The organism is Endozoicomonas sp. Z74 (genome assembly GCF_057680865.1).
Genome location: NZ_JBLYZI010000134.1, coordinates 1 through 11,760 on the forward strand (window position 1 = coordinate 1; position 11,760 = coordinate 11,760).

26 protein-coding genes are annotated in these 11,760 nt (G+C 52.4%); 13 read left to right on the plus strand and 13 right to left on the minus strand.

The window, feature by feature from the left end; translation table 11 throughout:
- The first annotated feature begins 236 nt into the window (after nt 1-236).
- The 12 genes from ACNRUY_RS23760 to ACNRUY_RS23815 all read left to right on the plus strand — a co-directional run bounded on the left by ACNRUY_RS23760 (nt 237) and on the right by ACNRUY_RS23815 (nt 5,265).
- Nucleotides 237-497: a hypothetical protein gene (locus ACNRUY_RS23760; RefSeq protein WP_488114154.1), complete on the plus strand. Its 261-nt coding sequence runs from the start codon at nt 237-239 to the stop codon at nt 495-497.
- A gap of 442 nt (nt 498-939) precedes the next feature.
- Entirely contained in the window at nt 940-1,770 is an 831-nt protein-coding gene (locus ACNRUY_RS23765; RefSeq protein ID WP_488114155.1) for a major capsid protein P2, read from the plus strand.
- On the plus strand, nt 1,770-2,042 hold the full coding sequence (locus ACNRUY_RS23770; RefSeq protein ID WP_488114156.1) for a hypothetical protein: 273 nt from the start codon (nt 1,770-1,772) through the stop codon (nt 2,040-2,042). The genes ACNRUY_RS23765 and ACNRUY_RS23770 overlap by 1 nt, the downstream gene beginning before the upstream one ends.
- Before the next feature lie 8 nt (nt 2,043-2,050).
- Complete coding sequence (locus ACNRUY_RS23775; RefSeq protein ID WP_488114157.1) at nt 2,051-2,254, plus strand: hypothetical protein; 204 nt, start codon at nt 2,051-2,053, stop codon at nt 2,252-2,254.
- A complete protein-coding gene (locus ACNRUY_RS23780; protein ID WP_488114158.1) occupies nt 2,230-2,625 on the plus strand; it encodes a hypothetical protein in 396 nt (131 codons plus the stop codon). Before ACNRUY_RS23775 ends, ACNRUY_RS23780 begins: the two co-directional genes overlap by 25 nt.
- Entirely contained in the window at nt 2,625-2,981 is a 357-nt protein-coding gene (locus ACNRUY_RS23785; protein ID WP_488114159.1) for a hypothetical protein, read from the plus strand. The genes ACNRUY_RS23780 and ACNRUY_RS23785 overlap by 1 nt, the downstream gene beginning before the upstream one ends.
- 6 nt (nt 2,982-2,987) lie before the next feature.
- A complete protein-coding gene (locus ACNRUY_RS23790) occupies nt 2,988-3,551 on the plus strand; it encodes a hypothetical protein (RefSeq protein WP_488114160.1) in 564 nt (187 codons plus the stop codon).
- Nucleotides 3,548-3,925, plus strand: a complete 378-nt coding sequence (locus tag ACNRUY_RS23795; RefSeq protein ID WP_488114161.1) for a hypothetical protein — start codon at nt 3,548-3,550, stop codon at nt 3,923-3,925. Before ACNRUY_RS23790 ends, ACNRUY_RS23795 begins: the two co-directional genes overlap by 4 nt.
- Entirely contained in the window at nt 3,922-4,320 is a 399-nt protein-coding gene (locus tag ACNRUY_RS23800; protein ID WP_488114162.1) for a DUF4376 domain-containing protein, read from the plus strand. Before ACNRUY_RS23795 ends, ACNRUY_RS23800 begins: the two co-directional genes overlap by 4 nt.
- Nucleotides 4,299-4,784 carry a structural protein gene (locus tag ACNRUY_RS23805; RefSeq protein ID WP_488114163.1) on the plus strand — a complete coding sequence of 162 codons (486 nt, stop codon included), beginning with the start codon at nt 4,299-4,301 and terminating at the stop codon, nt 4,782-4,784. Before ACNRUY_RS23800 ends, ACNRUY_RS23805 begins: the two co-directional genes overlap by 22 nt.
- Nucleotides 4,781-5,065, plus strand: a complete 285-nt coding sequence (locus ACNRUY_RS23810) for a hypothetical protein (protein WP_488114164.1) — start codon at nt 4,781-4,783, stop codon at nt 5,063-5,065. The genes ACNRUY_RS23805 and ACNRUY_RS23810 overlap by 4 nt, the downstream gene beginning before the upstream one ends.
- Nucleotides 5,062-5,265, plus strand: a complete 204-nt coding sequence (locus ACNRUY_RS23815; protein WP_488114165.1) for a hypothetical protein — start codon at nt 5,062-5,064, stop codon at nt 5,263-5,265. The genes ACNRUY_RS23810 and ACNRUY_RS23815 overlap by 4 nt, the downstream gene beginning before the upstream one ends.
- Before the next feature lie 182 nt (nt 5,266-5,447).
- Here the strand turns inward: ACNRUY_RS23815 and ACNRUY_RS23820 are convergent, their stop codons facing one another.
- Complete coding sequence (locus ACNRUY_RS23820) at nt 5,448-5,960, minus strand: hypothetical protein (RefSeq protein WP_488114166.1); 513 nt, start codon at nt 5,958-5,960, stop codon at nt 5,448-5,450.
- 429 nt (nt 5,961-6,389) lie between these two features.
- Here ACNRUY_RS23820 and ACNRUY_RS23825 point away from each other — a divergent pair, with 429 nt between their 5' ends.
- A complete protein-coding gene (locus ACNRUY_RS23825; RefSeq protein WP_488114167.1) occupies nt 6,390-6,776 on the plus strand; it encodes a hypothetical protein in 387 nt (128 codons plus the stop codon).
- 142 nt (nt 6,777-6,918) lie between these two features.
- On the opposite strand, the gene ACNRUY_RS23830 is transcribed toward ACNRUY_RS23825, so the two are convergent.
- The 12 genes from ACNRUY_RS23830 to ACNRUY_RS23885 form a co-directional block, all read right to left on the minus strand.
- Nucleotides 6,919-7,122: a hypothetical protein gene (locus tag ACNRUY_RS23830; RefSeq protein ID WP_488114168.1), complete on the minus strand. Its 204-nt coding sequence runs from the start codon at nt 7,120-7,122 to the stop codon at nt 6,919-6,921.
- A complete protein-coding gene (locus ACNRUY_RS23835) occupies nt 7,119-7,403 on the minus strand; it encodes a hypothetical protein (protein WP_488114169.1) in 285 nt (94 codons plus the stop codon). The genes ACNRUY_RS23830 and ACNRUY_RS23835 overlap by 4 nt, the downstream gene beginning before the upstream one ends.
- Entirely contained in the window at nt 7,400-7,804 is a 405-nt protein-coding gene (locus ACNRUY_RS23840; protein WP_488114170.1) for a structural protein, read from the minus strand. Before ACNRUY_RS23840 ends, ACNRUY_RS23835 begins: the two co-directional genes overlap by 4 nt.
- Nucleotides 7,805-7,836: 32 nt before the next feature.
- Entirely contained in the window at nt 7,837-8,232 is a 396-nt protein-coding gene (locus tag ACNRUY_RS23845; protein ID WP_488114171.1) for a DUF4376 domain-containing protein, read from the minus strand.
- Nucleotides 8,229-8,606 (minus strand): hypothetical protein, encoded by a 378-nt coding sequence (locus ACNRUY_RS23850; protein WP_488114172.1) that lies wholly within the window; start codon nt 8,604-8,606, stop codon nt 8,229-8,231. Before ACNRUY_RS23850 ends, ACNRUY_RS23845 begins: the two co-directional genes overlap by 4 nt.
- Nucleotides 8,603-9,166 carry a hypothetical protein gene (locus ACNRUY_RS23855; RefSeq protein ID WP_488114173.1) on the minus strand — a complete coding sequence of 188 codons (564 nt, stop codon included), beginning with the start codon at nt 9,164-9,166 and terminating at the stop codon, nt 8,603-8,605. The genes ACNRUY_RS23850 and ACNRUY_RS23855 overlap by 4 nt, the downstream gene beginning before the upstream one ends.
- A 3-nt stretch (nt 9,167-9,169) precedes the next feature.
- Nucleotides 9,170-9,526 (minus strand): hypothetical protein, encoded by a 357-nt coding sequence (locus ACNRUY_RS23860; RefSeq protein ID WP_488114174.1) that lies wholly within the window; start codon nt 9,524-9,526, stop codon nt 9,170-9,172.
- Complete coding sequence (locus ACNRUY_RS23865) at nt 9,526-9,915, minus strand: hypothetical protein (protein WP_488114175.1); 390 nt, start codon at nt 9,913-9,915, stop codon at nt 9,526-9,528. The genes ACNRUY_RS23860 and ACNRUY_RS23865 overlap by 1 nt, the downstream gene beginning before the upstream one ends.
- Entirely contained in the window at nt 9,894-10,097 is a 204-nt protein-coding gene (locus ACNRUY_RS23870) for a hypothetical protein (protein ID WP_488114176.1), read from the minus strand. The genes ACNRUY_RS23865 and ACNRUY_RS23870 overlap by 22 nt, the downstream gene beginning before the upstream one ends.
- 8 nt (nt 10,098-10,105) lie before the next feature.
- Nucleotides 10,106-10,384, minus strand: a complete 279-nt coding sequence (locus ACNRUY_RS23875; protein WP_488114177.1) for a hypothetical protein — start codon at nt 10,382-10,384, stop codon at nt 10,106-10,108.
- Nucleotides 10,385-10,386: 2 nt separating this feature from the next.
- A complete protein-coding gene (locus tag ACNRUY_RS23880) occupies nt 10,387-11,208 on the minus strand; it encodes a major capsid protein P2 (RefSeq protein WP_488114178.1) in 822 nt (273 codons plus the stop codon).
- A 260-nt stretch (nt 11,209-11,468) separates the two neighbouring features.
- Entirely contained in the window at nt 11,469-11,606 is a 138-nt protein-coding gene (locus ACNRUY_RS23885) for a hypothetical protein (RefSeq protein ID WP_488114179.1), read from the minus strand.
- Nucleotides 11,607-11,760: the final 154 nt, after the last annotated feature.

The following is an 11,760-nucleotide window of genomic DNA, read 5'->3' on the forward strand; positions in this document are numbered from 1 at the left end:
CCGGATAAAAATAATCATGGTGCGCCTGTTTGGTGATAAGAAATCATTTGTGGAAGATGGGAAGTTGGTTGAGGTATATCGGTTCAGGAAAAAAGAGTATTTGATCAACTACCGGTAAGCCGGTTTACCGGATAGTTGAAAAAATATAGCAAAACACTTTACATTGCAGAGTATAGTGTTATGCTATATCTAACAGCTTGGGAATGACCCGGGCCAAACACAGAGAGAGACGCATCATGGGTATCAAAGCAGCACATACAGCACTCGACAACCTGAACGGTGTATCTGGGGTGGTGTCGTTCATTAATGATGATATGGCCTCGGATGCATCGCGGGAAGCTCTGGCCGCGCTCTATGCCTATCAAGCTGCTGAGGAAGCGGGGTACGGCATAAACAAGGAGAATTTAGAGGCTCATCTGGATTTGCTGGTTGAAGATGGTGCGGAATTTGATTATCAGGAAGCGTTGGAACAGGCGCTGTCTGAAAAAAAGAGCTGATGCCGGTTGCTTATGAACTCTCTGAATATATCAGGGAGTTTTTTTGCGGCTCTCAAAGAGCATTTGCAGTAGCTCAAGGAGTGCAGCCGGCACAAGTGACGCAATGGTTAAAAAAAGAGTTCATTGTGGTTGACGATGTACTTTATTCCCCAAGGCGAGAGTTGAATCGAAAAAGCCTTACAACGTAAACATCATGTAAAGAATCCCTAGGGAACCCTAGGGATAGCCATTTGACAGCCCCCTAGCCCCCCCCTGTTAGAAATTCCCCTGAAACGCAAAAAAAAAAACTTTTTTCAATCTGCGAGGGGAAACCATGTTTAGCAAACTCACTGATCCAAAATTTATTGCGCCGGTTCTGGTGGTCGCACTGGCGACAATTTACCTGAACAACAAAAGCCAGACCGTGAAGAAAATCACCGGTTCTAACTAAGGAGGGCTGAAAATGTCGCTTTCTCGTCCTCTACGTCTGCCCAATGTGTCCAATGTTGGTGCCGGACAGACAGCCACCATCGGTTTACCCGTGGGTCAGTTCACCTATGAGTCAGTGAATCTGAAGCTGACCGACATTGAAAAGTCCAAAGTGACCAATATTGATGTCATGGCCAACACTAAGCCGATTCACAGTTATAAGACTGTGGCTCATTTGGAGGCCATCAGCGGTTATTACGGGTATCACATTGAAGACGGTGAAATTGAATTGCCGTTTTTCCGTGAGCATTTCACCCAGGCGGCGCAAGCCAGAATGTTTAACCTCGGGGTGGCCGATCTTTCAACCGCGCAAATCCGCTTTGATATCGGCGCGGTTACCGGTTCGCCAGCAGTGGAAGCGCTGGGAACCCAGTATGCGCACATGGACAGGGGCGGTAACCCGGTCACCAAGGCTAATGGCATTGGTGCTATTACCAAAATCCGCCACTTTACCCACGCGGCTCCAACCGTTGGCCGGTTGGAAATCTCCGATATCCCCAAGGAAATGTTCTTGCAGGCCTTGCACCTGAAGGGCGAAAAGACCAACAGCATTGCTGGTGTGAAGCTGGAGATTAACAGTCAGGTTGTTTGGGAAATGACCACCGAGCGGATGAAAGCCTATCTCAAAAGGAAAGGTCGGAACCCACAAGACGGGTGGTATCACCTGGACTGGATGTTGACCAACGAAATCGGTAATCAGTTGGCCGTTGAAGGTGTGTATGACTTCCGTCTGATTCTGGATATGTCCGAAACCGACACACTGACCATTTACCCTGAATACTGGTCAGGGCTGGGAGGTATCTAATGGCCTCCCTTTTTGACTACTTTGAAGCCACGTTGGACACCTATGCAGAAGTGGAGAACAGCAAAGCTCAATACAGCATGGACGCCTACAGGCAGGGGCAAAGCCAGTTAGCCGCGATGCAGGAAGCCGAGAAGGTTTCCCAGACGGTTGACGCGGTGGACGTGACCGATAAGACGCCGCCAGGGCTGTTAGGCGGTATTGATCGGCGCTGGTTGTATGCAGGCGGCGCGGTGGTGCTGGCGTTCATCGGCTTTAAAGCCCTGAAAAAATAGGGGGCGGTATGTTGAGTGCGCTTTCAATGGGGGCTAATGCGGCTCAGGGGGCGAAGGGCGGCAGTGCTGGCCCTTCCAGTGCTCAGGGGTCGTCCAATTCTGGAGCAATCAATTTTGGGGCGGTGACGTTTGGCAGTAGCACGAACGACACCATCATCAAAGTGGCAGTGATTGCAGCGGTGGCGATATGGTTTCTCAAAAAGAAAAAATAGCGCTGACCTTTGAGCGACAGCGACGGCTTACCGGGTCGGCCTGTCGTGCCCTGAAATCCACCTTTTGCGGCCACGACTACCGGGCAGAAATCGAAACCGGGCAGGCGGAACTCTGGAAAGTGGGCGGCGGTCGTCTGTGGTTGATTACCCGAATTGAGTCCGGGGAACTGGTGGTTTGTTGTGCAGCGGGTCGGGGTCTGATTATGGCCTGTATCTATCTGCTGGCCGCGGCAAAGCGCCAGGGGCTGAAATGCATTCGGTTTCATACCTTTCAACCGGCTTTTGCCCGATTGATTCAGCGCCATTTTTCCGGGTTTCAATTCATTGAAGGCCGGGAAACGGGCGAACGCATATACAGGATGGTGATCTGATGGGCGGCGGTTCCAGTTCAAGCAGTAGCAGCAACACAACGCACAATACAAGCAGCCAGGTTTCATTAGGCGGGGATAATACCGGGTTGGTGCTCTCAAACGTCAGCGGTTCCACCATTGAAGTGACCGACCGGGGAGCCATTGACGCGGCGTTTAAGCTGGCCGGGGAAACGCTGGAAATGCAGTACAACAACCAGACTCAGGCCTACGAAGCAATCAATGACAACCTGAAGCAGTCACTGGCCTTTGTGGAAACTCAAAACCTGCCGGACAACGGCCAGACCGAACGGCTGGTCAAACCCTTGATCTATGGATCGGCAGTGGTGGCGGTGGCCTATCTGGCGCTCAGGAGATAAACAGCAATGATTCAGCAAGGTTTTAACATTCAATCCCTCAGCGTACGGGTGAAAGAAGGTAAAGAAGAAAATTTACAGGTGTCCGGGCGGTTGTGTTATGTCCAGTCCGCCAACATGCCATTCAAGGTGTCAACCGATGCCGGTTCACGGGCGGATATGATTGCCGGTCGCAAGATCAAGCTGGGCGTTGGGACCAATAACCTCAGAATCGCCAATACGGGGCCGGGTGAACTGGTGGCTACCATCGTTTACGGGGAGGGGGATATTGAAGACTCCGCGGTAACCGGGGAAGTGTCTGTCAAAAATGCGCAGTCATTAAACCCCATGGCACCGGCTCAGCTCACCAACAATCAAACATTCACCATTCCAGCCAATAACGCGCGGCAGAAATTAACCCTGTATGCCGATTCAGGCAATACCGGCAAGGTGTGGCTAGCCGGGGCTAAAAATCTGGGGCTGCCGCTCCTGGGCGGTCATGCTCACGATATAACGGAGTTTTCCGGTGCTGTGGAATTGTGCGGCGATGGGGCAGGGACACAGGTTGTCTATTTGATGGAGGTCAACGAATGAAGTTGATGGATGTTCAATGGCCGTTGATCGTGGGTAAGCCGCCTCTGGATTATGCCCTGTTGGATTTTGGGACGGTTTCAAAAAATAGCCGTTATTTGCAATCGAACCCGTTCGGGGCGGGTGTTCCGTTTCTGGCGGTGGCCGAGGTGTATATCGGCAATAAGTGGTTTGATGCCTCGTTTTATTGTCAGATCAGTGCCGGGGACGGTTTCGGCACTCGCGCGGGAGCGGATCAGGGGTTCGTCGATGTGGTGGTACAGACGGGAGCATCGGCGGTGGTTGGGCTGGCGTTACGTGGTGGGAATACCGGTAACTATACATCGACAGCCACATCGGCTCCCTGTCGGGTTCACGTCTGGAGGGTTGGCGCATGAAAACCTACGCAAAACCGGGCGAGTCTTTCCAGCAGATCGGCGGCCAGTGTCCGGCAGATCATATCGAAATGAACACCCCAAGGCCGGGCGATTTCTTCACAGCCGCGGAGTCCGGCGATTGGGTCAAAGACGACCGTGCAGAGTTTAAAGCCAGTCGCCCGGAAGCGGTTGCAAGTATCCGGGTCACGGTTGATGGGATGGAATTCGACGGGGACGAAACCAGCCAGGGCAGAATGTCCCGCGCCATTGCGGTCAGTACCAGTGACAGTGAAATCGTTGATTTATGGGTGCTGGCAGATAACAGAGAGGTCAGTGTCACGGTGGGGCAGTTGAGGCAGGCATTACGGGCGGCCTTGCAGGAGCAGGCGCGGCTATGGATACCGGAACAAAAATAATTTTAATGGCACTGGTGGCAGGGGGGCTACTGATGTTCAGCAGAAAGACAACAATGCTCGCGGATCAACCGCGAGGCATCCGTAATCACAATCCCTTGAATATTCGTGAGGATCAGCGGGTAGATTATGACTGGGAAGGCGAACGATTAACCGATGACGATAAAAGCTTTGAAGAATTCACTGATCCTCGGTACGGATTCAGGGCGGGTGCGCGGATTCTATTTAGTTATCGTCGGCGCGGTGTGGAAACGCTTGCGGATATTCTAAACGCCTGGGCTCCTAAGGAAGATAAGAACGACACGGCGAGTTATATAAAGCATGTTGGTGATAAATTGGGGCTTAATCCGTGGTCGGTGATTGAAGAACGGCATTACCCGCAATTAATGGCAGCTATGACACTGCACGAAAACGGGGTGCAGCCTTATAGCCTTGATCTAATCCGTGAAGGGATATCATGGGCATGAGCGTATTAAACAACAAACAGTTTTTTACCCTGCTAGCCATTGGTGCGGCGGGGGCTTACGTGCTCTATCAGGGCGCGGAAAAAACGGCAGCGGCCATAAACCCGGTCAGCCAAGACAATATTTTTAACCAGGGCGCAAACGCACTCGGGGAGGCGATTACCGGTGATCCTAACGCCACGGGCAACCTGTTTGACCATATCTATGGGGGGCTGGATTTAATCAACCCATGGGCCCCGGATTATCGGAAACAATACGCGAAGCAGGTGTGGGGGCTGGAATGAAGGAGTTAATTGTGCAGGGAAAGCAGCAAGGGCCGGTTTATTTATTGTTGATTTTGCTGCTGGGTGGCAGTGGCCTGAACTTGAATAAGACCGGCAGTGTGGACGTAAAAATGGATGATTTACAGGATGGAATTAATGACCTGAAATCATGGCGGATAGTGGCTGAATACCGGATAACGGAATTGGAAAAAGGGGAATGATCATGGCTAAACGAACCGTGAGTAAAAAAGTAGGAACCAAGGGAAAAGGCAAGCTGAAGAAGGGATACCGTTACAAAAAAGGCGGGGGTATCGTGAAGGCCAAAAAGAAAAAATAAAGAATCGCTCGCCAAAGCGCCGTGTTGGCCGGTTTCGTCCCTGAAGCCGGTCTTTTTTTTATGGGGTTACTTCACCAGGCGTAACCGGGGTTTAACATAATCCTCTGCTTCAAGCGGCTGTTGAGCTGTGTTTTCCCGCTCCCGTTGCTGTTCCTCCTGAATGGCGGTGAGTTCGTCTTCCAGTCCGCGCACCAGTGCCCGAAGCCGGGTGTTCTCGGTCATAAATCGTCCTGCCTCCTGAATGCTGGCCAGCGTGTGTCGGCGTCCGTTGGTGTCGATCAGTTGCCCGTCGGCGTTCAGGTGGAACCCCTCAAAGCCCTGCCAGGGCAAGACTTTTACAATAATGATGGCCAGCAGCAGTGCGCAGCCAGGGTCACTGATGCGCCGGTTGCGAGCCCAACGACGGATGGTGGCCTCGGATCGGTGGCACGCCTGAGCAGCCTCGGCCACGGTGCACGGCTGGCTACGGGCACCATAGCGGGTGATAACCCGGATACAGATGCGGTTGATGGGACATAACGTGGTGGTTATTTCCACGTCGGCGGTGGTGAAGGTGGTTTTCTTAGACTTTTTACGCATTACCTTACAACTCCATTGCTATTTATAGTTATAGAAGCCGCACCTTCCAGGCGGTTTCGGCCAGCCCGGCAAACGGGCGCGGCTTGACAAATAGTAATGGCGTGCTCTCGGTACAACATAGGCAGAATCTATCAGGATCAGGTGACTGATTAATATTCATTCCAACCGCGCATAATATATATTATGTTAAATAAAATACCCATTTTCCCCCAATAGTGAATATTCATTCAGTCAGGCAATACCACCCCAGCCCACCCTACCAAAACCCCAGCAAACATCGGCAATACCGCCTATATTCAAACGGCTAATACCGGTTTATTCTGGTTCTGGGAACGGGTATAGACCGGCTTGGTATTCGCAGGAATGAATATTTATGCAGTTTCGATTGCCCGTTTTCATAACCGTTAGACAATAAGAAGTAGAATGGATATGAAAAATACATCTAAAAACGGTCAGCTCCACTTGCAAACCCGCACCCGATACGAGCACCTGGAATGGTTCCTGAGCCCGGAAGACGCAGCACAGCTGTGCCACCGATGCCCTAACACGGTTCGGCGCTGGATCAAAGGGCACCCCATTGAACCCGCCTGTCATGACCTGATTATGTTAAAAGTCTTCGGCCTGCTCCCGCTGCCGGGTTGGGCTGATTTTCGAATCACGCCCCATGGCCTGCAAACACCCACCGGCCAACGGATTGACCAGCACCAGCTGTGCGACATTGGGTTTTATATGTCACTGCTGCACGACCTGGAGCAACAGAACGCTGCACTCATTGAAGAAATCCGACAACTGAAGAGCAAAAAAAAGCCGGGATAACCCCGGCTGGACTTTGGCGAGCGTCCTATTTTTTCTTTTTGGCCTTCACGATACCGCCGCCTTTTTTGTAGCGGTATCCCTTCTTCAGCTTGCCTTTTCCCTTGGTTCCTACTTTTTTACTCACGGTTCGTTTAGCCATGACTCACTCTCCCTTTTCCAGTTCCGTTATCCGGTATTCAGCCACCGTCCGCCATGATTTCAGGTCATTAATTCCATCCTGCAAATCATCCATTTTTACGTCCACACTGCCGGTCTTATTCAAGTTCAGGCCACTGCCACCCAGCAGCAAAATCAACAATAAATAAACCGGCCCTTGCTGCTTTCCCTGCACAATCAACTCCTTCATTCCAGCCCCCACACCCGCTTCGCGTGTTGTTTCCGGTAGTCCGGCGCCCATGGGTTGATCAGATCCAGCCCCCCGTAGATATGGTCAAACAAATTCCCGGTTGCATTGGGGTTGCCGGTAATCGCTTCCCCGAGAGCGTTAGCGCCCTGGTTGAATATGTTGTCCTGGCTGACCGGGTTAATGGCGGCGGCGGTTTTTTCTGCGCCCTGATAGAGGACATATGCCCCTGCCGCCCCGATGGCCAACAGGGTAAAAAACTGCTTATTGTTCAGTACGCTCATGCCATGGCCACCCCTGCACTGATCACCGAATGGGGATAGGGCTGTTGTCCGTTTTCATGGTGAATAATGGCCGCGATCAGTTCCGGGTAATCCCGCTGTTCAATGGGTGTATCCGGGCTGACTCCCAGTTTTTTAGCCACGTGACTGACGTAAGCCAACGTATTGTTTTCCGTGGGTGGCGCCCAGGTGCTGATAATTTCCTCCACGGTATCGACACCGCGCCGCCGGTAACTCTGCAATATTTTCGCCATTGCCCGTATACCGTATTCCGGCTGGATAAACGTCACAAAACTGCTATCCCGCTGAATATCGGCCATGCCCTGCCAGTTATCCCCGTGGCGAATGTTGCCCGGATTGTTATTGCGAATGCCTCGCGGCTGATCGGTTTGTCTGCTGAACATCAGTAGCCCCCCTGCCACCAGTGCCATTAAAATTATTTTTGTTCCGGTATCCATAGCCGCGCCTGTTCCTGACCTGCCAGTCTGAGCGCCTGTTTTAGCTGGCTGACGGTCACTTCTGCCGGTGTGTTATCCGCCAGCGCCCAGACAATAGTTTCATCATCACTGAGACTGGCAATAATGGCGCGGGACATTCTGCCCTGGCTGGTTTCATCCCCGTCGAATTCCATCCCATCAACAGTGACACGGATACTGGCCACCGCGTCCGGCCTGGAGGCTTTGAATTCTGCCCGGTCGTCTTTGATCCAGTCGCCCGACTCCGCAGCCGTGTAGAAATCACCCGGCCTGGAGGTGTTCATTTCGATAAAATCCGCTGGACAGGTGCCGCCGATCTGCTGGAAGCTTTCGCCCGGTTTGGCATAGGTTTTCATGCGCCAACCCTCCAGACGTGAACCCGACAGGGAGCCGATGTGGCTGTCGATGTATAGTTACCGGTATTCCCACCACGTAACGCCAGCCCAACCACCGCCGATGCTCCCGTCTGTACCACCACATCGACGAACCCCTGATCCGCTCCCGCGCGAGTGCCGAAACCGTCCCCGGCACTGATCTGACAATAAAACGAGGCATCAAACCACTTGTTGCCGATATACACCTCGGCCACCGCCAGAAACGGAGCACCCGCCCCGAACGGGTTCGATTGCAAATAACGGCTATTTTTTGAAACCGTCCCAAAATCCAACAGGGCATAATCCAGAGGCGGCTTACCCACGATCAACGGCCATTGAACATCCATCAACTTCATTCGTTGACCTCCATCAGATAAACCGTCTGCATCCCTGCCCCATCGCCGCACAATTCAACCGCCCCGGAAAACTCGGTGATGTCGTGAGCATGACCGCCCAGGAGCGGCAAACCTTTATTTTTGGCATCAGCTAACCACACCTTGCCGGTATTACCTGAATCCGCGTAGAGCGTGAGTTTCTGCCGCGCGTTGTTGGCGGGAATGGTGAATGTTTGATTGTCAGTGAGTTGAGCCGGCGCCATGGGATTTAATGACTGCGCATTTTTGACAGACACTTCACCGGTTACCGCTGAATCCTCAATATCCCCCCAGCCATAAACCAGCGTGGCTACCAGATCGCCCGAACCGGTATTGATGACTCTCAGGTTGGTGGTCTGTTCACCCAGCTGTAGCTTTCGCCCTGCGATCATATCGGAGCGGGAACCCGCGTCCGTGGCAATCCTGAAGGACATATTGGCGGACTGGACATAGACCAGCCGCGCCGAAATTTTCAGATTTTCTTCCTGGCCTTCTTTCACCCGAACGTTCAGGGATGAAATATTAAAACCCTGCTGAATCATCGTTTATCTCCTGAGTGCCAGATAGGCCACGGCCACCGCTGCCGATCCATAGATCAAGGGTTTGATCAGCCGTTCGGCCTGGCCGTTGTCCGGTAAATTCTGGGTTTCAACAAACGCGAGCGATTGCGCCAGATTGTCCTCTATGGCCTCATAGCTTCTGGTCTGCTGGTTGTAACTCATTTCCAACGTTTCCCCCGCCAGCGTGAACGCCGCTTCAATGGCTCCCCGGTCGGTCACTTCAATGGTGGAACCGCTGACATTGGACAGAATCAACCCGGTGTTATCACCATCCAACGACACCTGGCTACTGGTATTGGTTGTTTTGTTTTCGCTGCTGCTGCCTGACTTACCGCCACCCATTACGCCACCTCTGCCCGATAAATCCGGCCGCCCCGCTCATTCACCTGGACACACTGAAACACCGGAAAATACCGTTGCATCAACCGACCCAGTGAAGGCTTGAATGTGTGAAACTGAAAACGCCTTATTCCCTGCTGACGGGCTGCTGCCAGCAAATAGATACACGCCATCACCAACCCCTGACCCGCTGCGCATTCCACATGTAGGGTTTTCCGCTCAATCCGGGTAATCAGCCAGAGCCGCCCCCCGTTAACCCTCCAGAGTTCCACCCGCCCGGTTGCCACGTCATCGGCATAATCCGTTCCATACATTGCAGGTTTCAGGGCACGACAGGCACTGCCGGTTAGCCGCTTTTGCCGCTCAAAAATCATTTTTTCCTGATCAGCCATAGCGCCACCACTGCCACAATTGCCACTTTGATAATGGTGTCGTTGGTGCTGCTGCTGCCAAAATTCACCGCGCCGAAATTAATCGCCCCGGAACTGGACGCGCCTTTCGCGCTGGAAGGCCCTGCACTGCCGCCCTTTGCCCCTTTGGCCGCTTCACCCCCCATAGAAAGCGCACTCAACATACCGCCCCCTACTTTTTCAGGGCTTTGAAGCCAATGAACGCCAGCACCATTGCGCCGCCTGCATACAACCAACGCCGGTCAATACCATCCAGAAAACCGCCGGGGCTTCGACTGGCGTCGGTCACGTCGTTGGTTTCCACGGTTTGAGACACCTTCTCAGCCTCAGAAATGGCCGCCCCTTGAGCGACCCCCTGTTTATAGGCATCGGTACTGTATTTGGCCTTGTTGGTTTCCGTTGTTACGTAGCCATCCACCGCCAATTCCAGATAATCAAATAGCCCCGCCATTCTTAAATCCCCCCGATGCCGCTCCAGTATTCCGGATACAGGATAACTGTGTCAGGACTGTCCATTTCCAGAATCAGACGCAGGTCATAGACGTTTTCAATGGCCAACTGGTTACCGACTTCATTGGTGGTCATCCAGTCCAGGTGATACCAGCCGCTCTGAGGATTGCGCCCCTTGCGCTTGAGAAATGCCTGCATTCGCTCGCGGGTCATTTCCCAGACCACCTGACCGTTGATTTCCAGCTTGACGTCTGATACGGCCGCGCTTTTCAGGTGCAACGCCTGAAGGAACCATTCTTTTGGCAGGTCGGAAATTTCATACCGCCCGGCTACGCTGGTCGCATGGGTAAAGTGCCGGATTTTGGTAATGGCACCAATGCTGTTGGCTTTTTGGTTCAGCTGGCCGTTGTCGTCCACGTGGGTATACCGTGGCGCCATGGCCTGAACCGCTGGCGAACCGGTGACCGCCCCCAGATCAAAACGCACTTCCGCCGTGTTCAGATCGGCCACGCCCAGGTTAAACATCCGCCCTTCTTTGGCACTGGTGAAATGCTCCCGGAAAAACGGGATTTCCACCTCATCGTCTTCGATGTGATAACCGTAATAACTGGAAATGGCTTCCAGATCGGCCACGGTTTTATAGGACTGAATCGGCTTGCCGTTGGCCAGAATATCCAGATTGGATACCTTATCCTTAGCAATATCCGTCAGTTTCAGGTTGATGGATTCATAGGTCATCAGACCCACAGGCAGGCCAACGGTCGCCGTTTGACCCGCGCCAACGTTAGAGACGTTCGGCAATCTCAGAGGACGAACAAAAGACATTATTCAGCCCTCCTAGTTTGAGCCAGTGATTTTTTTCACAGTCTGGCTTTTGTTGTTGGCGTAAATGGTCACCAGCGCCACCACGGCCACCGCGCCCACAAATTTCCAGTCACTCAACTTGTTAAACATGGGTTCCCCCTCGCAGATTGAAAAAAGATTTTTTTTTGCGTTTCAGGGGAATTTCTAACAGGGGGGGTCTAGGGGGCTGTCAAATGGCAATCCCTAGGGAACCCTAGGGATTGTTTACAGCATCTTTACGTTCAGGCATAAAAAAGCTTGCCATTCACCCTACCTATTTCATCAAAAAATGCTTCATCCATTTCCTCATCGGTCAAAGTACAAGCGATCAATTCATCGCCCTGCAATGCTTCTTCGATCAGCTGCCGCCATGTTGCCATTCTGTATTTCTCCATTCTTGATACCGATAAACCGGCTTACCGGTAGTTGATCAAATACTCTTTTTTCCTGAACCGATATACCTCAACCAACTTCCCATCTTCCACAAATGATTTCTTATCACCAAACAGGCGCACCATGATTATTTTTATCCGG